The organism is Bacillus sp. 0909A, from assembly GCF_036765115.1.
GTDB lineage: Bacteria > Bacillota > Bacilli > Bacillales > Bacillaceae > Bacillus > Bacillus mojavensis.
Genome location: NZ_JBAIZU010000001.1, coordinates 767,260 through 788,823 on the forward strand (window position 1 = coordinate 767,260; position 21,564 = coordinate 788,823).

The 21,564-nt window shown below is 43.3% G+C and carries 25 protein-coding genes and 1 riboswitch; of the genes, 18 read left to right on the forward strand and 7 right to left on the reverse strand.

All coding sequences use genetic code 11. The annotated features are described in order from the left end of the window. Window position 1 precedes the first annotated feature (1 nt). Window positions 2–154, reverse strand: a complete 153-nt coding sequence (locus V6D42_RS04165) for a YpzG family protein (protein ID WP_003153548.1) — start codon at window positions 152–154, stop codon at window positions 2–4. 161 nt (window positions 155–315) lie between these two features. On the opposite strand from V6D42_RS04165, the gene V6D42_RS04170 reads away from it, so the two are divergent. Continuing rightward, a complete protein-coding gene (locus tag V6D42_RS04170; RefSeq protein ID WP_026014731.1) occupies window positions 316–513 on the forward strand; it encodes a hypothetical protein in 198 nt (65 codons plus the stop codon). Window positions 514–615: 102 nt separating this feature from the next. Beyond that, window positions 616–2,541 carry an ATP-dependent DNA helicase gene (locus V6D42_RS04175; protein ID WP_333512444.1) on the forward strand — a complete coding sequence of 642 codons (1,926 nt, stop codon included), beginning with the start codon at window positions 616–618 and terminating at the stop codon, window positions 2,539–2,541. A 45-nt stretch (window positions 2,542–2,586) separates the two neighbouring features. On the opposite strand, the gene kduD is transcribed toward V6D42_RS04175, so the two are convergent. Further along, window positions 2,587–3,351: a 2-dehydro-3-deoxy-D-gluconate 5-dehydrogenase KduD gene (gene kduD, locus V6D42_RS04180; RefSeq protein ID WP_333512445.1), complete on the reverse strand. Its 765-nt coding sequence runs from the start codon at window positions 3,349–3,351 to the stop codon at window positions 2,587–2,589. Between the two features lies 1 nt (window position 3,352). Continuing rightward, window positions 3,353–4,180 (reverse strand): 5-dehydro-4-deoxy-D-glucuronate isomerase, encoded by an 828-nt coding sequence (gene kduI, locus V6D42_RS04185; RefSeq protein ID WP_326196011.1) that lies wholly within the window; start codon window positions 4,178–4,180, stop codon window positions 3,353–3,355. A gap of 222 nt (window positions 4,181–4,402) precedes the next feature. On the opposite strand from kduI, the gene V6D42_RS04190 reads away from it, so the two are divergent. The 14 genes from V6D42_RS04190 to V6D42_RS04255 all read left to right on the forward strand — a co-directional run bounded on the left by V6D42_RS04190 (window position 4,403) and on the right by V6D42_RS04255 (window position 19,048). After that, on the forward strand, window positions 4,403–5,422 hold the full coding sequence (locus V6D42_RS04190; RefSeq protein ID WP_333512446.1) for a LacI family DNA-binding transcriptional regulator: 1,020 nt from the start codon (window positions 4,403–4,405) through the stop codon (window positions 5,420–5,422). A 34-nt stretch (window positions 5,423–5,456) separates the two neighbouring features. Next, window positions 5,457–6,431 (forward strand): 2-dehydro-3-deoxygluconokinase, encoded by a 975-nt coding sequence (gene kdgK, locus V6D42_RS04195; RefSeq protein WP_333512447.1) that lies wholly within the window; start codon window positions 5,457–5,459, stop codon window positions 6,429–6,431. A gap of 1 nt (window position 6,432) precedes the next feature. Beyond that, complete coding sequence (eda, locus tag V6D42_RS04200) at window positions 6,433–7,023, forward strand: bifunctional 4-hydroxy-2-oxoglutarate aldolase/2-dehydro-3-deoxy-phosphogluconate aldolase (protein ID WP_333512448.1); 591 nt, start codon at window positions 6,433–6,435, stop codon at window positions 7,021–7,023. Between the two features lie 49 nt (window positions 7,024–7,072). Further along, window positions 7,073–8,065 (forward strand): 2-keto-3-deoxygluconate transporter, encoded by a 993-nt coding sequence (gene kdgT, locus V6D42_RS04205; RefSeq protein WP_333512449.1) that lies wholly within the window; start codon window positions 7,073–7,075, stop codon window positions 8,063–8,065. A 112-nt stretch (window positions 8,066–8,177) separates the two neighbouring features. Then, the gene (locus tag V6D42_RS04210) at window positions 8,178–9,683 is read left to right on the forward strand and encodes a carboxypeptidase M32 (RefSeq protein ID WP_333512450.1); all 1,506 of its coding nucleotides are present in this window, start codon (window positions 8,178–8,180) and stop codon (window positions 9,681–9,683) included. A 144-nt stretch (window positions 9,684–9,827) separates the two neighbouring features. Next, a riboswitch (purine riboswitch) is annotated at window positions 9,828–9,927 on the forward strand. A gap of 92 nt (window positions 9,928–10,019) precedes the next feature. After that, window positions 10,020–10,604: a xanthine phosphoribosyltransferase gene (gene xpt, locus V6D42_RS04215; RefSeq protein WP_333512451.1), complete on the forward strand. Its 585-nt coding sequence runs from the start codon at window positions 10,020–10,022 to the stop codon at window positions 10,602–10,604. Then, window positions 10,601–11,917, forward strand: a complete 1,317-nt coding sequence (pbuX, locus tag V6D42_RS04220) for a xanthine permease PbuX (RefSeq protein WP_333512452.1) — start codon at window positions 10,601–10,603, stop codon at window positions 11,915–11,917. Before xpt ends, pbuX begins: the two co-directional genes overlap by 4 nt. A gap of 72 nt (window positions 11,918–11,989) precedes the next feature. After that, complete coding sequence (locus V6D42_RS04225; protein WP_333512453.1) at window positions 11,990–13,087, forward strand: type III polyketide synthase; 1,098 nt, start codon at window positions 11,990–11,992, stop codon at window positions 13,085–13,087. A 3-nt stretch (window positions 13,088–13,090) separates the two neighbouring features. Next, a complete protein-coding gene (locus V6D42_RS04230) occupies window positions 13,091–13,597 on the forward strand; it encodes an isoprenylcysteine carboxyl methyltransferase family protein (protein ID WP_333512454.1) in 507 nt (168 codons plus the stop codon). Between the two features lie 70 nt (window positions 13,598–13,667). Beyond that, window positions 13,668–13,757 (forward strand): Fur-regulated basic protein FbpC, encoded by a 90-nt coding sequence (gene fbpC / locus V6D42_RS04235; RefSeq protein ID WP_333512455.1) that lies wholly within the window; start codon window positions 13,668–13,670, stop codon window positions 13,755–13,757. A 176-nt stretch (window positions 13,758–13,933) separates the two neighbouring features. Continuing rightward, a complete protein-coding gene (locus V6D42_RS04240) occupies window positions 13,934–17,515 on the forward strand; it encodes a dynamin family protein (RefSeq protein WP_333512456.1) in 3,582 nt (1,193 codons plus the stop codon). A 64-nt stretch (window positions 17,516–17,579) separates the two neighbouring features. Further along, a complete protein-coding gene (locus V6D42_RS04245; protein WP_257987562.1) occupies window positions 17,580–17,837 on the forward strand; it encodes a YpbS family protein in 258 nt (85 codons plus the stop codon). Window positions 17,838–17,911: 74 nt separating this feature from the next. Continuing rightward, window positions 17,912–18,058, forward strand: a complete 147-nt coding sequence (locus tag V6D42_RS04250) for a hypothetical protein (protein WP_003230761.1) — start codon at window positions 17,912–17,914, stop codon at window positions 18,056–18,058. Between the two features lie 102 nt (window positions 18,059–18,160). Continuing rightward, window positions 18,161–19,048, forward strand: coding sequence for a 5'-3' exonuclease (locus tag V6D42_RS04255; protein WP_333512457.1), 888 nt, complete (start codon window positions 18,161–18,163; stop codon window positions 19,046–19,048). 8 nt (window positions 19,049–19,056) lie between these two features. Here V6D42_RS04255 and sspL read toward each other — a convergent pair whose 3' ends face one another. Genes sspL through V6D42_RS04270 form a run of 3 tightly spaced genes read right to left on the reverse strand, consistent with a single transcriptional unit; the run spans window position 19,057 to window position 20,314 of the window. After that, the gene (gene sspL / locus V6D42_RS04260) at window positions 19,057–19,185 is read right to left on the reverse strand and encodes a small, acid-soluble spore protein L (RefSeq protein WP_010334670.1); all 129 of its coding nucleotides are present in this window, start codon (window positions 19,183–19,185) and stop codon (window positions 19,057–19,059) included. Window positions 19,186–19,226: 41 nt separating this feature from the next. Beyond that, a complete protein-coding gene (locus V6D42_RS04265; RefSeq protein WP_333512458.1) occupies window positions 19,227–19,625 on the reverse strand; it encodes an RNase H family protein in 399 nt (132 codons plus the stop codon). Then, on the reverse strand, window positions 19,625–20,314 hold the full coding sequence (locus tag V6D42_RS04270; protein WP_024121804.1) for a queuosine precursor transporter: 690 nt from the start codon (window positions 20,312–20,314) through the stop codon (window positions 19,625–19,627). Before V6D42_RS04270 ends, V6D42_RS04265 begins: the two co-directional genes overlap by 1 nt. An 82-nt stretch (window positions 20,315–20,396) precedes the next feature. Here V6D42_RS04270 and V6D42_RS04275 point away from each other — a divergent pair, with 82 nt between their 5' ends. Beyond that, a complete protein-coding gene (locus V6D42_RS04275) occupies window positions 20,397–21,077 on the forward strand; it encodes a ribonuclease H family protein (RefSeq protein WP_333512459.1) in 681 nt (226 codons plus the stop codon). Further along, entirely contained in the window at window positions 21,070–21,252 is a 183-nt protein-coding gene (locus V6D42_RS04280) for a zinc-finger domain-containing protein (protein ID WP_010334665.1), read from the forward strand. The genes V6D42_RS04275 and V6D42_RS04280 overlap by 8 nt, the downstream gene beginning before the upstream one ends. Window positions 21,253–21,278: 26 nt before the next feature. On the opposite strand, the gene V6D42_RS04285 is transcribed toward V6D42_RS04280, so the two are convergent. After that, a complete protein-coding gene (locus tag V6D42_RS04285; protein WP_044155453.1) occupies window positions 21,279–21,548 on the reverse strand; it encodes a DUF2564 family protein in 270 nt (89 codons plus the stop codon). Between the last annotated feature and the right edge of the window lie 16 nt (window positions 21,549–21,564).

A 21,564-nucleotide genomic window follows, 5' to 3' on the forward strand; every position in this document is an offset into this window, starting at 1 on the left:
GTTACCAACGGTGCGCTTTCGCGTTACTTCTTAATATAATGTTGGTTTGGGACATTTCGGTGTGACCGTTTACTTGAGACTTAGAACGTTTAGGCCGCGTCCAATTGTGATGAAACAGTTCAGAATGCTGATCTAATCGGTCTTTATAACTCATGTCAACATCACTCCCTGATAGAATATTGTTGATAAGACGGATAGTCCATGACGGATTATCGGTTGTAGTTTGTGCACATTTCAGTGATAACATGCGGAAAGCATGTATATAAAATGAAAAGTTCGCATACAATGATGATTATTTCAATTAGAGGTGATCTCATGCTGAACAGCGAACATTTTAATCTCATTCAAAGAGCGCTTGACGCAACCGCAAACGAGCTGAAGGAGCTCAGCAGAGCTGATGATGCGTCTCCGTCTGTGATTTCACATGCGCAAAATAATTTAGAAAAAGCGGTAGAACATATTCATTCAACAGACCATCCTTTTTTATCCTCGCATGTGATCAACCGAAAGTAATTCACAAAAAGCTTGGCACTGCCAAGTTTTTTTATTGTATTCAGCAGCGGGAAATGATAATATTGATGGTCTGAATGCCGAATAGTTGGGGGTTGGAACTGGGTGACAACATCACGTTTGCCTTTTTCTTTAACGAAAACAAAGAATTTTTATGAAGAATTGAACAATTGGATTGGTGACGTGTTTTACGATATTCTTCCCGAAAAAGGGTTTGATCTTCGAGATGAGCAGGTGTTCATGGCTTTTCAGCTGGAACGGGCGTTTAAAGAGAAAAAAGTCATGTTTGCCGAAGCCGGAGTTGGAACGGGGAAAACACTTGTTTACCTTCTTTTTGCGATCAGCTATGCAAGATATGTCGGAAAACCGGCCATTATCGCTTGTGCTGATGAAACGTTAATCGAACAGCTCGTGAAAAAAGAGGGAGACATTTCGAAACTGGCTGACCATTTGGATCTAAAGATTGATACAAGGCTATCGAAATCACATGAGCAGTATCTATGCTTGAAAAAGCTAGAAAAAACAATGCAGCGATCTGATGATGAAAAGTGGCTTGATCTTTATGAAGCTTTACCGTCATTTGTCCATGAGTCACAGGCCATGCAGCGGTTCTATCCGTATGGCGACCGAAAGCAATACGCAAACCTTTCAAATGAAGAATGGTCGCAAGTAAGCTACGACTCGTTTCAAGATTGCCTGACATGTGATATGAGACATAGATGCGGCTTGACGCTATCAAGAGATTATTATCGCAAGTCAACAGACTTGATCATTTGTTCCCATGATTTCTATATGGAACATGTATGGACGGAAGAATCGCGCAAGCGGGAGGGACAGCTGCCGCTGCTGCCTGATCATAGTGCGGTTGTATTTGATGAAGGGCATCTGTTAGAGTTTGCCGCGCAAAAAGCGTTAACCTACAGAGTCAAGCAATCAACTCTCGAATTATTTTTAGAACGTTTGCTTCAAAACGACATCAGAGAAGAATTTGCTGAATTGATAGAAGATGCACTTGCTGCAAACGACGAGTTTTTCTATGTTCTTTCCGAAGAATCAAGAGAAGTTGCCGGGTCGCACCGTTTGGAAATAAAGAATGATCAGCGTGTCAAAAAAGCGGCGGACGAGCTGTGCCGTTTGCTTGATAAAATTGGTGAAGCACTCGTATTTGAGTCAGAAATGTACACCATTGATCAATACGAGCTTTCAGTCGTTGAGGAATATGTAGAGCAAATGGCGTATTCACTATCTTTATATCAAAAGGATGCGATCAGCTGGCTGGAGCAAAAGGAAGCGGAATCCACTTTTGTCGTGATGCCGAGAACAGTAGCAGAAGTGCTTGGCGAGAAAGTGTTTTCAAAGAAAATTCCGTATATCTTTTCTTCTGCAACGCTGTCAGAAGGCGGTTCGTTTGACTACATTGCGGACAGTCTGGGAATTCACGATTACTTATCGTTAACGGTTGATTCTCCTTATGACTATGACGAACAAATGACCGTTACTCTTTATGGGAAAACAGAAATGAGCGCTGAACAAAAAACAGCTCAAACAATAGAGACAATTAAGCACTATAAAGGCAGAACGCTGGTGCTCTTCCCGTCTTTTGAGGAATTAAACGAGTTTAAGGAGCTCGCAGCTGCTTGGGAGCTGCCGTATCCGATTTACTTTGAAGGCGACGAGGAAATCAGCAGCTTAGTAGAGAAATTCCAAGGTGAAGAGGAGACAGTTTTATGTTCAGTTCACCTATGGGAAGGGCTTGATATTCCTGGTGATGCACTGAAGAATGTCACGATCTGGTCATTGCCGTTTCCGCCTCATGACCCTGTATTTACAGCAAAACGCAATAGCGCGAGAAAAGACCCATTTGAAGAGGTTGACCTTCCGTATATGCTGTTGCGAGTGCGACAGGGGATTGGCCGTCTGATTCGTTCAAATCAAGACAGCGGCTCGATTCATATTTATGCGGGCGGAGAAAATGAACGCATCATTGATGAGGTGAAAAAGGTTTTGCCTGTTGAACCGCATAGGATGTAATCGCGAAAAAGCTGATGATCTATGATCATCAGCTTTTTCTTTTGGTCAGCGGGCAAGCCAGCCGCCGTCTACTGCTAAAATATGTCCATTGATATAATCAGATGCGCGAGACGCCAGGAAAACAGCCGTCCCACCGATATCATCAGCTTTGCCCCAGCGGCCGGCTGGAATCCTTTTTAAAATGTCTTCATTTCGCTTTTCATCATCCCGGATAGGCTGTGTATTGGCAGTTGATATATAGCCAGGCGCTATCGCGTTAACTTGTACGCCGGATGCGGCCCATTCATTTGCAAACGATTTTGTTAAACCAGCAACGGCATGCTTGCTTGCTGTATAAGCCGGAACAAGAATACCGCCTTGAAAAGAGAGAAGAGAGGCAATATTGATAACCTTCCCATGGCCTCTTTTCAGCATGTGTTTGCCGGCAAGCTGTGTCAGGATAAACAAGCTGTTTAGGTTCACATTCAGCACGTTATGCCAATTTTCTTCAGCGAATGTGTCCGCTTTTTCCCGGTGAATAATGCCGGCGTTATTGACAAGGATGTCAATTTGCTGTGCTTCAAACAGTTCAGCCGCTGTATCCTTTATTGCATCAGGCTTGCTCATATCCAATGTAAAGGAAGTGAATGTACGGCCTTCTTGTTCCACAAGCTGCTGTGTTTCTGAGAGGCTGCTTTTATGTGATGTGCCGATAATATCAGCACCTGCGCCTGCCAGCGCTTTGGCGATTCCTTGGCCAATTCCCGTACCCGGTCCTGTCACCAGTGCCGTTTTTCCTTCTAATGAAAATGCCTCTTGCAGATAACTCATCTTATTTCAGCCCATCCATCGGCACAAGATCCATGTCCGTAAATGTGTAGTTTTCACCAGCCATTGCCCACACAAAACTGTAGTTAGATGTTCCTGCGCCAGAATGAATGGACCAGGCAGGAGAAAGGACAGCCTGTTCATTTCCGACAACAAGGTGGCGTGTTTCATCTGGCTGACCCATGAAGTGAAAGACCTTTGAATCCTTCTCAAGATCAAGATAGAGATAAGCCTCCATCCGGCGATCATGAACGTGTGCCGGCATGGTGTTCCAGTTATTGTTTTCGTCTAGCATTGTGATTCCCATCATCAGCTGACAGCTTTGAATGCCATCTTGATGAATGACTTTGTACAGGCTTCTAACATTTGATGCTGCTGCGTCGCCGAGCCGGTCCGGTGTCAGTTCAGAAAGAGCGGCTTTTTGCGTCGGATAGCTTTGATGCGCGCCCGAGGAGACGAAGTAAAACTTTGCTGTTTCTCCGTTCAGGCTTTTAAATGATACATCCCGATTGCCCATCCCGATATATAGAAAATCCTTTGTTTGAAGCACATATTCATCATCGCCGACTTTAACCGCACCAGGCTGGCCGACGTTAATAATACCGATTTCACGCCGTTCCAGAAAAAAGTCAGTTTTAAGAAAGTCTCCGGCATCAAGCTTCAGTTCGCTCTGTCCGGGTGCTGCACCGCCGATCACAACGCGGTCTTCATGGGAGTAATACATGGTCAGCTTATTTTCCGTAAATAACGTGTCCATTAAAAAATGACTGCGAAGCTCCTCGGTTGTAAAGCGTTTTACTTGTTCAGGGTGTACAGAATAACGGTTTTCCATTGGATTTCCCCCTTGGTTAGGATTTCGGCATCACTTGAATGAAAATATTTTGGTAACGGTTTCAAAGAAAATTTTAGGATAAATAGAGAAAAGAGTCAACGTAAATTTTGTGAATAAGCACATTATTAAAAAAATACTTTTCAATTTTTTAAAATATGGTATTCTTGTGTTGTAACGGTTTTGAAATCGGTTTCAAATATAAGACGATACAGGAGCACTTGAATGAAAAAGAAAACAGCAGGCCATATCACCATCAAAGACGTAGCTGAATTTGCAGGAGTATCAAAATCAACCGTTTCTCGTTATATCAACGGGAAAATTGACGCGATTTCTCCTGAAAAGGTAAAAAACATAAAAAAAGCAATCGCTGAATTGAATTATCGGCCGAGTAAGATGGCACAAGGTTTGAAAATAAAAAAAAGCAAATTAATCGGATTTGTTGTAGCCGACATTACAAATCCCTTTTCAGTCGCAGCATTTAGGGGCGTTGAAGAGGTTTGTGATCAATATGGCTACAGCATAATGGTGTGCAACACTGATAACAGTCCTGAAAAAGAACGGGAAATGCTGCTAAAGCTCGAAGCGCATTCTGTAGAAGGGCTGATTTTAAATGCAACGGGGGAAAACAAGGATATTTTATATTCCTTTGCCGAACATCAGGTTCCGACAGTATTAATTGACCGCAAATTGCTGGATCTAAAATTGGATACGGTAACGACTGACAACAGAAGGATAACAGAAGAGATTCTCCAGCAGATTTACAGCAAAGGGTACACAGATGTCGCACTGTTTACCGAACCGATTGCATCCATCAGCCCCCGGGCGGAGAGAGCGGCTGTTTATCAGGAGATTGCCGCGGTGCGAAATGTGGATGGAATTAGGCGAATGTATGAAATTGATGTCAAAGACAAGAAGCAGCTTGAGAAGGCACTGCGCTCTTTTATCAACGAGATGCCTGATCAAAGAAAAGCGATTCTTGCTTTAAATGGCTTGATTATGCTGAAGATTATCAGCTGTATGGAAGAAATAGGGCTGCGCATTCCCCAAGATATAGGGATTGCCGGATTCGATGATACGGAATGGTATAAACTCATCGGTCCGGGCATTACAACGATCGCCCAGCCGTCACATGATATGGGCAAGACGGCGATGGAACGCGTATTAAAAAGGATTGAAGGTGACAAGGGAGCGCCTCAAACCATCGAATTAGAGGCAAAAGTCATCATGAGAAAGTCACTTTAATCCAAGGTGCCCTCAACGAAGGGGAGGTTGGGAAATGAAGCTTGATGCAGTTACTTTCGGCGAATCGATGGCCATGTTTTATGCAAATGAGTATGGAGGCCTTCATGAAGCTTCCACATTCTCAAAAGGACTGGCCGGGGCAGAAAGCAATGTGGCTTGCGGTCTGGCCAGACTTGGCTTCCAAATGGGCTGGATGAGTAAAGTCGGCAATGATCAGCTCGGAACATTTATTCTTCAAGAGCTGAAAAAAGAGGGAGTGGATGTGTCTCACGTGATCCGGTCTCAGGATGGCAATCCAACCGGGCTGCTGCTGAAGTCCAAAGTGAAAGAAGGCGATCCTGAGGTAACGTATTACAGGAAGAACTCAGCTGCAAGCACTTTAACAGCTGCTGAATACCCAAGAGACTATTTTCAAAGCGCAGGCCATCTGCATGTTACCGGTATTCCCCCGGCTTTGTCTGCCGATATGAAAGACTTCACCTATTATGTGATGAAAGACATGAAACAGGCTGGAAAAACCATCTCATTAGATCCTAACCTAAGACCCGCTCTTTGGCCTGATCAAGCAACAATGGCACATACGATTAATGATTTGGCGGGGCTTTCGGATTGGTTCCTCCCTGGAATCGCAGAGGGAGAGCTATTGACTGGCGAAAAAACGCCTGAAGGCATTGCGGATTTTTATCTTGAAAAAGGTGTAAGCTTTGTCGCCGTTAAACTTGGAAAAGAAGGCGCTTACTTTAAATCAAAGGAAAGTGAAGGATATACAGAGGGCTGCCGGGTTGATCAGGTCGTTGACACAGTCGGTGCCGGAGACGGATTTGCTGTCGGCGTCATCAGTGGAATTCTTGATGGCTTGCCGTACAAGGATGCAGTGCAAAGGGGGAATGCGATCGGCGCATTGCAAGTTCAGGCACCGGGGGACATGGACGGTTTGCCGACAAGGGAAAAACTAGCCGCATTTTTATCTGCTCAAAGAACAGTTCACCATAAGAAAGGGGATTGTTAATATGGATGCCAATGTAGTAGAAAACCGTCTGAAAGAAGCCAGGCTGATTGCAGTCATTCGTTCAAAGGATAAACAGCAGGCCTGTCAGCAGATTGAGAGTTTAATCAATAAAGGGATTCGAGCGATCGAAGTCACTTATACGACACCTGGAGCTTCTGCTATTATAGAGTCCTACAGGAATCGGGATGATGTCTTAATCGGAGCGGGCACGGTCATCACTGCGCAGCAGGCGGGAGAAGCTGCGGAAGCAGGAGCACAATTTATTGTCAGTCCGGGTTTTTCAACAGATCTTGCTGAACACCTATCGTTTGTGAAGACGCATTATATCCCTGGCGTATTGACACCGAGCGAAATTATGGAAGCGCTGACATGCGGATTTACTACATTAAAGCTGTTTCCAAGCGGTGTATTCGGCATCCCTTTTATGAAAAATTTAGCGGGCCCTTTTCCTCAGGTTACTTTTATACCGACTGGCGGAATCCATCCGTCTGAGGTTCCGGAATGGCTCAAGGCAGGAGCTGGTGCCGTCGGAGTCGGAAGCCAGCTGGAAAGCTGTTCAAAAGAGGATTTACAGGCTGTTTTCCAAGTGTAGCTACATAAGGGGTATTGTTTTTCCATAACCGGAGGATGGGAGAATATATATGAAAATCAAAGCGACAATTGAACGGGTACCTGGCGGAATGATGATTATTCCGCTGTTTCTGGGAGCAGCGCTCAATACGTTTGCGCCTGGAACAGCAGAGTTCTTTGGAGGGTTTACCGGCGCGCTTATTACAGGAACCCTTCCGATACTAGGCGTTTTTATCTTTTGCGTTGGAGCGACGATTGATTTCCGTTCCTCAGGCTATATTGCAAGAAAAGGGATTACCTTATTATTGGGAAAGGTCGGGTTTGCGGCACTGCTTGGTGTGATTGCAGCTCAATTTATACCCGATGAAGGCATACAATCCGGGTTTTTTGCAGGTCTTTCTGTTCTAGCTATTGTTGCAGTGATGAATGAAACCAACGGCGGCCTCTATTTGGCGCTCATGAATCATATGGGCAGAAAAGAAGATGCCGGCGCATTCGCGTTTATCAGTACAGAATCTGGGCCTTTTATGACCATGGTTACGTTCGGTGTCACCGGACTGGCTGCTTTTCCTTGGGAAACGCTGGCAGCAACAGTCATTCCGTTTTTGCTCGGCTGCATTCTTGGAAATCTTGATCATGATCTCAGAGATTTATTCAGCAAGGTTGTGCCGGCAATCATTCCGTTTTTTGCATTTTCACTTGGCAACACTTTAAATTTTGGAATGCTGATTCAGTCAGGGCTATTAGGCATTTTGATCGGTGTATCTGTTGTCATCTTATCCGGCGGTTCCTTGTTTTTGCTTGATCGTTTCATTGCCCGGGGAGACGGTGTCGCGGGAGTGGCAGCTTCATCAACAGCGGGAGCGGCTGTCGCTGTGCCATACGCATTAGCGGAAGCGAATTCTGCGTTTGCCCCTGTAGCTGAATCTGCAACTGCAATCATTGCGACAAGCGTCATTGTCACCTCTTTGTTAACACCTCTGGCTACAGTTTGGGTGGATAAAAAAATGAATGCGAAAAAACGAAAAACACCGCCGCCCAAAAATCAAATGACAATACATTGAGTGATGAAGGCTGCCGTCAACTAGACCGGCAGCCTTTTATACAAACAATTTGACTTTCAAACACCCTTCCAGTAGCCTGTAATGGAACGGCTAGAATAGGGAGGGAATGGATATGGAGATACATACATACGAAAAGGAATTTTTTGATCTTTTAAAGAGAATCTCACATTATAGTGAAGCGGTCGCCTTAATGCATTGGGACTCCAGAACAGGCGCCCCGAAAAATGGCTCAGAGGACCGTGCTGAAAGCATCGGTCAGCTTTCAACAGATATATTCAATATTCAGACATCAGATCGAATGAAGGAGCTTATTGATGGGCTTTATGAACGGTTTGATGATTTGTCTGAAGATACGAAAAAGGCTGTAGAGCTGGCGAAAAAAGAGTATGAAGAAAACAAAAAAATTCCTGAAGCAGAATATAGGGAATATGTTATTCTTTGTTCTAAGGCTGAGACGGCGTGGGAGGAAGCGAAAGGAAAATCTGATTTCAGCTTGTTTGCCCCTTATTTGGAGGAACTGATCGAATACAATAAACGATTTATTGAATATTGGGGTTATGAAGAGCATCCTTATAATGCATTGCTTGATTTGTTTGAACCGGGTGTGACGGTCAAGGTGCTTGATCAGCTGTTTTCTGAACTGAAAGAAGCGATCATTCCTCTTATAAAACAAGTGTCAGCCTCAGGGAATAAGCCGAATACAAGCTTTATCAATGAAGTGTTCCCTAAGGAAAAACAAAAAGAACTCAGCCTTTATTTCCTGCAAGAGCTCGGCTACGATTTTGACGGCGGAAGGCTCGATGAAACCGTTCATCCATTTGCGACGACAATGAACCGCGGGGATGTTCGGGTGACGACGAGATACGATGAAAAAGATTTCCGGACGGCTATTTTTGGAACAATTCATGAATGCGGTCACGCGATCTACGAGCAAAATATTGACGAAGCGCTGAGCGGGACGAATTTATCAGATGGTGCTTCAATGGGAATCCATGAATCTCAATCACTATTTTACGAGAATTTTATTGGACGCAATAAGCATTTCTGGACACCATACTATCAGAAAATACAAGAAGCGTCTCCTGAACAGTTCCGCAATATATCGCTTGATGATTTTGTTAGGGCTGTCAACGAATCAAAACCTTCATTAATCAGAGTTGAAGCGGATGAATTGACGTATCCTTTGCATATTATTATTCGTTATGAAATAGAAAAAGCGATTTTCAGCAATGAAGTATCTGTGGAAGAACTGCCTACCCTTTGGAATCAAAAATATCAGGATTATTTAGGTATTACTCCTTCTGAGGATGCAGAGGGAATCCTGCAAGATGTTCACTGGGCGGGTGGAGATTTTGGCTACTTCCCATCGTATGCACTTGGTTATATGTATGCAGCGCAGCTGAAACATAAAATGCTCGATGATCTGCCTGAATTTGATACTCTCTTGGAAAGAGGGGAGTTTCATCCGATTAAACAATGGCTGACGGAAAAAGTCCACATTCACGGAAAACGGAAAAAGCCATTAGACATTATTAAAGAAGCAACAGGTGAAGAGCTGAATGTACGTTACCTGATTGATTATTTGCAAAATAAATACTCAAATCTGTATTTATCTTAATGAAAAAGCCTGGCGTCTCAAACGTCAGGCTAATTTATTATCGAAATATTCATAAAAAACGAATGATCTTTTCGAAAAAAGAATTAAAGTTCGGGAATTTTTATTTTTCATCTATGCAAGAGGTTGGAATCTTGATATAATTTGTAACAATATGATAGGAACACTCATATAATCGCGTGGATATGGCACGCAAGTTTCTACCGGGCACCGTAAATGTCCGACTATGAGTGAGCAATGAGACCGGATTTGTACGGTTTTTTGTTATTTCAGCATTGCTTGCTCTTAGTTTTTGAGCGGGTAATGCTTTTTTTATTATCTGAACGGAGGTATGACAGGATGGAAGCACTGAAACGAAAAATAGAAGATGAGGGCGTCGTTTTATCAGATCAGGTATTGAAAGTGGATGCTTTTTTAAATCATCAAATTGATCCGCTGCTCATGAAGAAAATCGGTGACGAGTTTGCCGCCAGATTTGAGAAAGACGGAGTAACAAAAATTGTTACAATTGAATCATCTGGAATTGCTCCGGCCGTAATGGCTGGTTTACAAATGGGTGTGCCAGTCGTATTCGCGAGAAAACATAAGTCTTTAACGCTCACTGACAATTTGCTGACATCGTCTGTATATTCCTTTACGAAGCAAACAGAAAGCCAAATCGCAGTATCAGGAAATCATCTGTCAGATCAGGATCACGTTTTGATTATCGATGACTTTTTGGCAAATGGACAAGCAGCACTTGGACTGGCATCGATCGTAAAGCAAGCTGGAGCTTCTGTCGCGGGACTTGGCATTGTCATTGAAAAATCTTTTCAGCCGGGAAGAGAAGAGCTTGTGAAGCTTGGCTATCGGGTGGAATCTTTGGCGAGAATTGATTCTTTAGCAGAAGGAAAAGTCTCTTTTGTACAGGAGGTTCGTTCATGAAAAACGGATTCGGCAAAACGCTGTCACTAGGGATCCAGCATGTGCTCGCCATGTACGCAGGCGCCATTGTCGTTCCCCTGATTGTGGGGAAGGCGATGGGGCTGACGGCGGAGCAGCTGACCTACTTGGTGTCGATTGATATTTTTATGTGCGGTGTAGCTACACTTCTTCAAGTTTGGAGCAATCGGTTTTTCGGCATCGGACTTCCAGTTGTGCTTGGCTGCACATTTACCGCTGTGTCACCAATGATTGCGATAGGCTCCGAATATGGGGTTTCCGCTGTTTATGGAAGTATTATCGCCTCAGGTATTCTTGTGATTCTCATTTCGTTTTTCTTTGGAAAGCTCGTCTCGTTTTTCCCGCCTGTTGTTACAGGTTCTGTCGTTACCATCATTGGTATTACACTTATGCCGGTGGCCATGAATAATATAGCCGGCGGGGAAGGCAGTCCGGACTTCGGTGATCTTTCTAATCTTGCTCTCGCTTTGATCGTTTTAAGCATCATCGTGCTTCTATACCGTTTTACAACAGGATTTATCAAGTCCATCTCCATTTTGATCGGGATTTTGATTGGGACATTTATCGCGTATTTTATGGGGAAAGTTCAATTTGATAATGTCTCAGACGCGGCCTTTGTTCAAATGATTCAGCCGTTTTATTTCGGCGCACCGTCTTTTCATGCGGCCCCTATCATTACAATGTCCATCGTCGCCATCGTCAGCCTTGTGGAGTCAACGGGCGTGTATTTTGCTTTAGGCGATCTGACCAACCGCCGTCTGTCAGAAAAGGACTTATCCAGAGGATATCGTGCAGAGGGACTGGCTGTTTTGCTGGGCGGTATATTTAACGCATTTCCTTACACTGCTTTTTCTCAAAATGTCGGACTTGTCCAGCTGACAGGAATCAAGAAAAATGCAGTGATTGTGGTGACTGGCATGCTTCTAATGACTTTTGGCCTGTTTCCCAAAATCGCTGCTTTTACGACAATCATTCCATCTGCCGTGTTAGGCGGAGCGATGGTTGCCATGTTTGGAATGGTCATTGCTTATGGCATCAAAATGCTCAGCCGAATTGATTTTGCAAAGCAGGAAAACCTGCTGATCGTTGCCTGCTCAGTTGGGCTAGGTCTCGGTGTGACAGTTGTGCCGGACATTTTTAAACAGCTTCCAAGTGCCTTAACGCTTCTCACAACAAACGGCATTGTTGCCGGCAGCTTTACAGCTGTTGTCTTGAATATGATATATAATAAGTTTTCGAAAACTGAAAAAACAGAACAGAAAGCTGATGTCAATCAGCAAAAAACAGCAGTGTAAACTCCGCTACGGCGGAGTTTTTTGCATATAAAAAAGAAAGTTGCGGCACAATGTATGCTAAGAGGTGATCATATGGCATTTGTTTTGTCGATCGGAACAAGTCTTCCTGAGAATGATGTGGATCAAGAAAAGGCGGCGGAGTTTGCCAGATATATGTTTCAGCATTCCTTTAAAGACATAGAACGGCTGTTAACCTCCTTTAAAAATGGGCAGATTGAGTCTAGACAATTTGTGAGACCGATTAAATGGTATAAAGAAGGGCACAGCTTCGAAGAAAAAAATCAAATTTATATAGAGGAAACACTCAGGCATAGCGTCAGGGCTGTTCAAACGTGTCTCGCAAATGCAGCCTATCTTCAAGAACCCATTCCTTATGAAAAAGTGGATGCTGTTTTTTTCGTCTCCAGCACGGGCCTTTCCACACCAAGCATCGAGGCGCGGCTGATGAATGAACTCCCGCTTTCTCCTTATACGAAGCGAATTCCGCTTTGGGGACTCGGCTGTGCAGGAGGGGCGAGCGGACTTGCGCGCGCTGCTGAGTACTGTAAAGCGTATCCGGAGGCTTTTGTTCTTGTCATTGCCGCTGAGCTGTGCAGTCTGACATTTCAGCCAGAAGATAAAACGAAAAGCAATTTGATCGGCACTTCACTGTTTGGCGACGGAATTGCAGCGGCATTATTATGCGGTGAGAAGGCGGATCGCCGGCTGACAAAGCTGCAGCTTTTGCCGAATATATCGGATTCGCAATCTGTATTGATGAAACAATCTGAAGATGTTATGGGCTGGGACTTTACCGACCATGGTTTCAAAGTCATTTTTTCAAGAGATATTCCGACTTTGGTTGAAAAATGGCTGAAAACAAATGTCCAGGATTTTTTGAATGGACATCAGCTTTCATTCAGCGATATTACGGTCTTTCTGGCTCATCCAGGAGGAAAAAAGGTCATTGATGCATACATTAACTGTCTTGAACTGTCACCTGAGCAGCTTGCGTCTTCGCAAACCATCCTGAAAAAACACGGAAATATGTCATCAGCCACCATTCTGTATGTGATCGACCACCACCTGCAGAACGGAAGCAAAAAGGAAGCAGAACGGGGGCTGATCGGTGCATTGGGGCCGGGATTTTCATCAGAATTGCTGCTGTTCAGCTGGGAAAAGGGGGCATAAATCATGTTTTGGATGTTGATCACTGTGCTCACTGCTCAAAGGATAGCAGAAATGGCTGTGGCAAGACGAAACGAACAAAAGGTGAAAAAACAAGGAGCGATAGAATGCGGAGAGGGACATTATCCGTATATCATCACCATACACATTCTTTTTTTTCTGTCTTTAATTACGGAAGTATTGCTGCTGCACAAACAGCCTTCAAGCTGGTGGTCAGGCATAGCAGCGGCTATATTGGCAGTACAGGCGATTCGATATTGGGCGCTTTGTTCCTTAGGCGCATACTGGAATACAAAAATTCTTGTTGTACCGGGTGTTGAACTTGTCAAGAAAGGGCCTTACAAATGGCTGAAGCACCCAAACTATACGGTTGTCGTATTAGAAATCATCCTGATCCCGCTCTTGTATCAAGCATATTTCACCATGAGTCTGTTTTCACTTATAAATGCCGTTATGCTGTTTGTCAGAATACGTGCAGAGGACCAGGCATTACGAGAATATGCAGCAAAATAGAGATTGAATATCATTCTCATCCATGTTAGAATGAAGATGAAAAAGATTCTCAATCAGGATGGTGAAGCAAATGACAATGCTGTTTTTGTTTGGGGCGGTTTGTACATATAGTGTATTAATTGGTTTTGTATTGAAAGGAATCTCTAATAAATCTGTTTAAAGAATCTGGAACTTGTAAAAGTTGCAGATTTTCTTTTATAGAAGCTGCCGTATTCGGCAGCTTTTTTCTGTTCTCTTAAAGAAATTTGGATCATTCTTGTGTAAAATGGAAGTGAGATGTATTCAGATCTTTCAAAAAAGATTCATAATTGAAACGGCACAAAGGGGTTCAGACTTATGACAGAACGCAGCAGACAAGAACTTTTGTACAAAACTGGGGTACTTTATGAACAAATGGTTGAAAACCAGGATGAAAAAAGAGCGGCAAAACTGGCTTCAGTTGTTGAGAAGGCCGCAGATGATGAAATTTATATCGCGTTTACAGGGCATTATTCAGCAGGGAAATCATCACTGTTAAATTTCTTGTTAATGGAAAATATTCTGCCGACAAGTCCAATTCCGACCAGCGCTAATCTTGTTGTGATCAGAAATGGAGAAAAGCGTGTTCGCCTTCATACAACAGACGGAGCGTGTGCGGAGCTGGAGGGTGCCTATCATAAAGACAAGGTGCAGCAATATTGCAAGGATGGGGAGCAGATTGAAACTGTAGAAATTTTTGACCGGTATACTGAAGTCGAACCAGGAGTTGCGTATATTGATACCCCCGGTATTGACTCAACAGATGAGGCTCATTTTTTATCGGCGGCATCTATTCTTCACCAGGCAGATGCGCTGTTCTACGTGGTTCACTATAACCATGTCCATTCTGAGGAAAATGTACTGTTTCTGAGGTCAATTAAAGATAGCATTCCGAATATATATTTTATCGTTAATCAAATTGACAGACATGATGAGACCGAGACACGCTTTGAAGATTACAAGGCGCAAGTGGAGGCGATGCTTTGTCAAGAAGGAATTCCAGAGGATGCACTCTTTTTCACGTCGGTGACGGAACCGAATCACCCATTCAATCAAATCGGTATCCTGCGAAAAAAGTTAAAAAGAATCGAACAGCAGTCAAAAAGACATTTGCCTTCCATTACTGAACAAAAAGTACAGAATTTATTGAGAGAGCACACAGAGATGCTTATGAAAGAGGATACGGAAAATCCAAGTTCTGGAGAACAGCTTGAAAAGCAAGCACGACTGGTCGATTCCCTGCAGTTTCAATTAGCCGAAGCAGCAAATAAACCAATTGAGGCAGAAAGCACGATGCAGAAGGAAGTCAATCGAATTTTAAAAAACGCTAATTTGACGCCTTTTGAAATGCGTGAATTGGCAGCAGCTTACTTAGAATCACGTGAACCCTCTTTTAAGACTGGGTTTTTCTTTTCAAAAGCAAAGACTGCACAGGAAAGAGAAAAAAGGAGAAATGAGTTTTTCTCTGATATACAAAAAAGAACGGAAGCGGAAGCGGATTGGCATATCATAGATATCTTACATAAGCTCGCCAAGGGATTTGGTATTCAATCAGCTGAAAGTGAAAAGCTGATCCAGGCTTATCGCACGCCGCTTCATGTTGATATCATTGAACGCGCAGTCAAACAAGGTGCAGCCTTTTCTTCTGAATATGTCTTGCAATATACAAAAGATTTGGCAGAGCTGATCCGTAAAGAGGCGAAAGTTGAAGCATCAGACATCATCAAGACACTTACCGCCACGGTAAAACAGAGCAGATCCATAGAACAGGAAACGATCAATAGCCGTCTCACACAAGAATCAGAAAAGCTGGCTTGTCTTCAAAAACAGGCCAGTCATGAACAACATGCCCGTGAGAAAGCCGGCCGCATGTGGGCGATCTGGGAAGAGGCGTCTGCAAGCCCAATAAACATAGATCCGGACTGGTTTAGAAAGAAGAAAAAAAAGGTCAAAGCTCCAGAACAGAAACAAAGCCAAGCACAGTTTATACAGCAGCAGACCCAAAAAATAGAAATAAAAAGCGGGAAAGAGCTGCCGCTTCAAGATCAGATAAAACGCTTTTACACACTGTCGGATCTATTGGGCGAATATCGTATGCTGTCAAAGCAAATCTCAGCTTTTCGTGAAAGGATTAAAAGGCTGGAAGGCCGAAAATTCACACTTGCTCTATTTGGCGGATTCAGTTCGGGAAAATCCTCATTTGCCAATGCGCTGGTTGGTGAAAGAGTGTTGCCGTCATCACCGACACCGACAACAGCAACGATTAACAAAATAACGAAACCAGTAAACGGCAAATCCCACAAAACAGCGGATGTCATTTTTAAGACGGAGGATGACATTACGGCTGAAATGATGCAGCTCACAGGAATGCAAGAGGAACCACAAGGACGGTCATTTGCGGAAAAATGGAGGAAGGCAATCAAAAAAGAGCGTCTGCAAGAAGAACAAATCAATATGATCAGTCATTTCCTGCTTGCCTATGAAAAATATCAGCAATATATTCAAGCCCAAAAGATATTAACGATTCCGCTCTCCGAGTTAAAACCGTATGTAACCGAGGAGACAACGGCTTGTGCTGTGAAGGAAGTGACCGTTTATTATAAATGCCCGCTGACTGAAAAAGGGATTACGATCGTCGATACACCTGGGGCCAGCAGTCTGAATAAACGGCATACAGAACTTGCGTTTCAATATATCAAGGATGCCGATGCGTTTTTTTACATGACCTATTATCAGCATTCGTTCTCGAAAGGAGACCGTTCATTTTTACGGAAGCTGGGACTCGTGAAAGAATCGCTCAGCATGGATAAAATGTTTTTTGTCATTAATGCCGCTGATCTAGCGAAAGATAAAGCAGAACTCGGAACAGTCACGGATTATGTCAGATCAGAGCTTTTAAAAGAAGGAATTCATGATCCGCAGCTCTTTTATGTGTCAAGTAAAGAAGAGCTCTTAGGAAAACCGAAAACGAATCATAATCAGTTCTCAAAAGTAAGGGAACAGTTAGACCAGTTTATTGAGGTCGATGTAAAGAAAGCAGCTGCGGCACAGCTTAGCTCAGAAGCAGACAAACTATGTGAGACGGTCGTACAGCTTCATCAATCTCAGCATCAGTCCAAAGAAGAAAAGGAAGCGCAAAAAAAGCGTCTTCTATTATCGTTTGAGCGGGCAGCTGCTGCTATCAAGGAACGCCGCCATTCAGAAACCATTATTGAGAAAGTAAAAAAGGATACAAGGGAACAGCTATATCACATTACACAGCGTTTGTCCTTTTTTGCGAATGATTTGTTAAAATCATCATTTCATCCAGGTCTTCAAAATGGAGACTGGAAAAAGAATATCGGTGCGGCGATGAAAACCGTATTACATGAATATCAATTTGAGTATATTCAGGAGATCAAAACGCTCGATATTCGAATGAGCGGTTTCATCGAACGGCATATCACTGAAGAGTGGCTGGAAAGCTGTCAAAACACATTGAAAGAAGACGGTTATTTCTCCATTTATGCGGATGATCAGCTTTCTAACAGCATACAGCTTAAAGAAGTTGAACCTGAGATTGATGAACGTGCATTTGAACAGGAACAAAAACAAATCAAATCTCCGAAGCAGTTTTTTGAACAGAAAGGAAAAGCAGGCTTCATTGAAGTGGTGCGGACGAAGCTTATGAAAATAACGGAGCTCTGGATCAAAAATGAAGAAGAGAGCCTTATATCTCATTATGCTGAATATGTCAGACGCCTGCAGTATGAAATGGCGGAAAAAGCATTGGCGCAAATAGAGGGCCAAAGAGATACGTATGTAGAAGGATACGCAGAAGGGGAACGTATGAAAGAGATTGAAGAAGCATATCAAGCATGTATAACTTGGCAGAGTTCAGGTGATACAATAAAAATGTAAAAATTCAGTTGGCTTGCATTTCAAGTCATGATAGACTAAATAGAAAAAGCGAGATGAACGATTGATGTCTGAGGTACATAAAGCAATTTCTGCACATTCTGCAAAACAGCACGAGCATATTAAAACATTTATGCAGCTTGAACACCTTCGTGAAATGGCGATTGAAGAAGCTGTTGTGAAATGCAAAAACGATGAGCCATTTTCAACAGATGCTATTAATGAAGTGACAGAAAAGATGAATCAGCTGGCCAAGAAAGGCATCGTACCGACTAGACGTCTGGTATCAAAAGAAATGGTCAAAGAATACGTCAGCCGCACATAAGCTGGATGATCCTGCCTCGAGTGCAGATCCTCCGTTACGCGCATACTATATGTATCCGACGTAAGGGGGGATTTATGTTGGGCAGAACAAAGCTGGGTAACAGAAATGCACAGGCCAATAACAATGCCAAAAAGAAAAACGGGTTTCAAACCCATTTCGACTCTTACGCAGGACGTGAAGCTGAAAAGCTGATTGCCAGCAATAAAAGACACAACGATTGATTGAACCATCCAAAACAGTATCTCTATACAAGAGATGCTGTTTTTTTATTTTCGCGTCACTTATGGTAAAATAGATCGACTGATAGAAAAAGGAGTTATCATATGAAAAATAAATTATTGCTTGTTGACGGCATGGCTCTTTTATTCAGAGCATTTTTCGCCACAGCCGTGCATCGCAACTTTATGATAAATGACAGCGGGGTTCCGACAAACGGCGTCAACGGATTTTTGAAGCATTTAATCACAGCCGTGAAAACATTTCAGCCTACACATGTTGTATGCTGCTGGGACATGGGCAGCAAAACGTACCGGAATGATCTGTTCCAGGATTATAAGGCAAACCGAAGCCAGCCGCCGGTTGAACTGATCCCCCAATTTGATCTGGCAAAGGAAGCGGCCGCTGAACTTGGCATCATGAATATTGGCCTTGCCGGATACGAAGCGGATGATTGCATTGGAACACTTGCAGCTATGTTTTCTGAAGAAGCCGATATTACGATTGTAACAGGCGACAGGGATTTACTTCAGCTGTTAACGGACAAAGTAAGCGTTGCGCTGCTTCAAAAAGGAATCGGCAATTATAAAGTGTATACAAAAGATGTATTTTACGAAGAAACAGGTGTCCTGCCCAAGGCTTTAATTGACATCAAAGGGCTGATGGGCGATTCCAGTGATAATTATCCCGGAGTAAAAGGCATTGGAGAAAAAACTGCGTATAAACTGATTCGTGAATATGAAACAATTGACCGCTTGCTGGAGAATCTGTCGCTTCTTCCAAAGGGACAGCAGGGGAAAATTCAGCAAGGTATAAGCGACCTGGAAATATCGAGAAAGCTTGCTGAAATTAACTGCTCGGTTCCGTTAGTCTGTACGCTGACAGAAGCCGTTTTTACATTGCAAATGGAGCAGGCGGCTGTCATGCTTCGCCGCCATCAAATCAAAGGAATTGAGCGTATGCTTGAAAAACTGAACGCTAGAGAGATCGTGTAAGATCACCTCTAGCGTTTTGTATTGCTTTTTTTAGCTCTTTCCTCAAGCTCTGTTTTGGGGTCATTATGTGTATTTCCTTCTAAATCGCCTTGCGGGGAAACACCGCCGGTCAGCCGGCCCTTATCTTTCTTTTTCATATTTGTTCACCTCATCAATAGGATGAACCATACTGCTTAATTTAATTCCTGTCATTCATCCGAATCGCTTCTTTTGCCAGCTGATCGGCTTTTTGGTTTTGCTTTCCCGGAATCCATTTGATGAAAAAAAGAGGGAAGGCCGATTTTAATCGGATGATTTCTTCCAAAAACGGCTGAAACGCTTTGTTTTTCACGATTTCTATATCGGCTGCGCGTTCCACGATATCTGAATCAGTTCGAAAGGAGACCGATTGATAACTGCGCGTTGCACACAGTTTCATGCCTTCAATTAACGCCAGAAATTCTGCTTCCTGATTGGTATGCATTCCGATTGGAATCGAGAAAGATTCTGCTTTTCCTTCATGTTTGATAAAAATGCCGATGCCAGAAGGCCCTGGATTACCGGCGCTCGCTCCGTCAACATATATTTCTGTAGGCATCATGTACTCCTTTCGTCACTCGGAATCATTTTTTTCGCCGCATAAGCATATGGCAGCGAAATCAGAGAAACCGCAAACTTAATCAAATATGTAGAAATAAAAATATGAAGCCAAACATCTGCCGGATATGTGCCAAAAAAAGCGACTCCGGTAAAAATAAATGTATCAAACAGCTGGCTGACTGCTGTACTGCCGCCGTTTCTCAGCCATAGAAGCCGATCGGAAGGAAATATCCTTCTAATTGCCGAATATACATAAACATCCAGTGTTTGGCTGAAGATAAAGGCAAGCAGACTTCCCAATGCAACTCTCGGGAGAAAACCGAAAATCGTTTCCAGCGCTGTTTGTGAAATATCGCTCGATGCGGGTTCGAAAAGCAAAACGCCCTGCATAACAAATGTCAGTGTCAGGAGAGTCGAAAACCCGAGCCATACAGCTTTTCTCGCTTCAGCTGGCCCATATTTTTCATTCAGCACATCTGTAGCAAAAAAGATTGTGCCGTACATCACATTCCCGAGCGTTGCTGTTAAGCCAAACAGTTCAACCGTTTTGACGACTTGAAGGTTGGCACAGACTGTTGCAAAGCCGATCCACACGAATAAACCCATTTTGCCAAATCCTTTATAAAATAAAAGAACAATGATAAAATGAATGATCGCAAAAAAGATCCAAAAAGAGTTATTAAACAAAATGAAGAAGCTTCCTTTCCGGGTTAAGAATGGTTTGATTATAGCACAAGCCCGGCAACTAATGAATGGTAAGGTGATTATATTGAATCTCAGACCGCACATGAAAATAGAAGCAAAAGGGACAGGACCTGTCTCGTTTTTGGGCGAAAACTGGCTGACTGTTCAGGAAGCACGTATGCTTGCGAGGGAACTCGGCCGTTTTCCTTATATGAAGGAACTTGAATTCGAAGATGAGAAGGGCGGCATCTGGACGCTGAAGGAGTTAGAAAAGCTGACTGAGGAGCTTGCGCATGAACCCGATGACATTACCGTTTATTTTGACGGCAGTTTCGATAAGGAAAGCCAGCTGGCCGGGCTTGGAATCGTCGTTTATTATACATTGGGAGGGACGCGCCACCGTTTAAGAAAAAATAAAAGCTTCCGTCTGAAAACCAATAACGAAGCTGAATATGCCGCTCTTTATGAAGCAATAAGAGAAGTAAGAGAGCTCGGAGCTAGCAGAAATTCAATCACGATCAGAGGGGACTCTCTTGTTGTGCTGAATCAGCTTGACGGCAGCTGGCCTTGCTATGATCCCTCCCATAATGAATGGCTTGATAAAATTGAAGCGCTACTAGAATCATTAAAGCTGAGTCCGACATACGAAACGATACAGCGCAAAGAAAATCAGGAAGCTGACGGCCTCGCAAAAAAAATCCTATCTCATCAATTCGTAGAAAGCCACACGAAATTAGACTGTAACGGAGATGACAATATTGGATAAGAAAGCTATATATAAGGAACTGACAGAACTGCATGATGAATATTGCAAGGACTGTTTTATTAAGAAGCAGTTTCGCAAGGAATTTGGCAAAACATATGCACATTCATTTTGTATCAATAAATGTACAGTGGGTGAAAAGCTTAAGTCATATGGAGATGTCTTAACCAAGCACTAAAAAATAAAACCGCAGAAGCTGCGGTTTTATTTTTGAAATTCATCCAGCTGATGCTGACAGGCATCTAACAGCTGCTGTTGCTGCTGTATAAATTCAGGATCATCAAGAGCTGCCAGTTCTTGAGACAGTGAAAGCTCTCTGGCGTCCTCGATGGCTTGGTATGCGGAATTGAGTACTGTTGAGCTTCGGCCTCTTGTAGCGGCACCGGTTGTTTTCTGCGCTGTTTCCACCGCTAGCTCCAGCTGCCGTTTATCGGTAAATCCAGTCTGATCCTCTTCATGGAATTCTGAGTTCACAAAAAAACACCTCCGC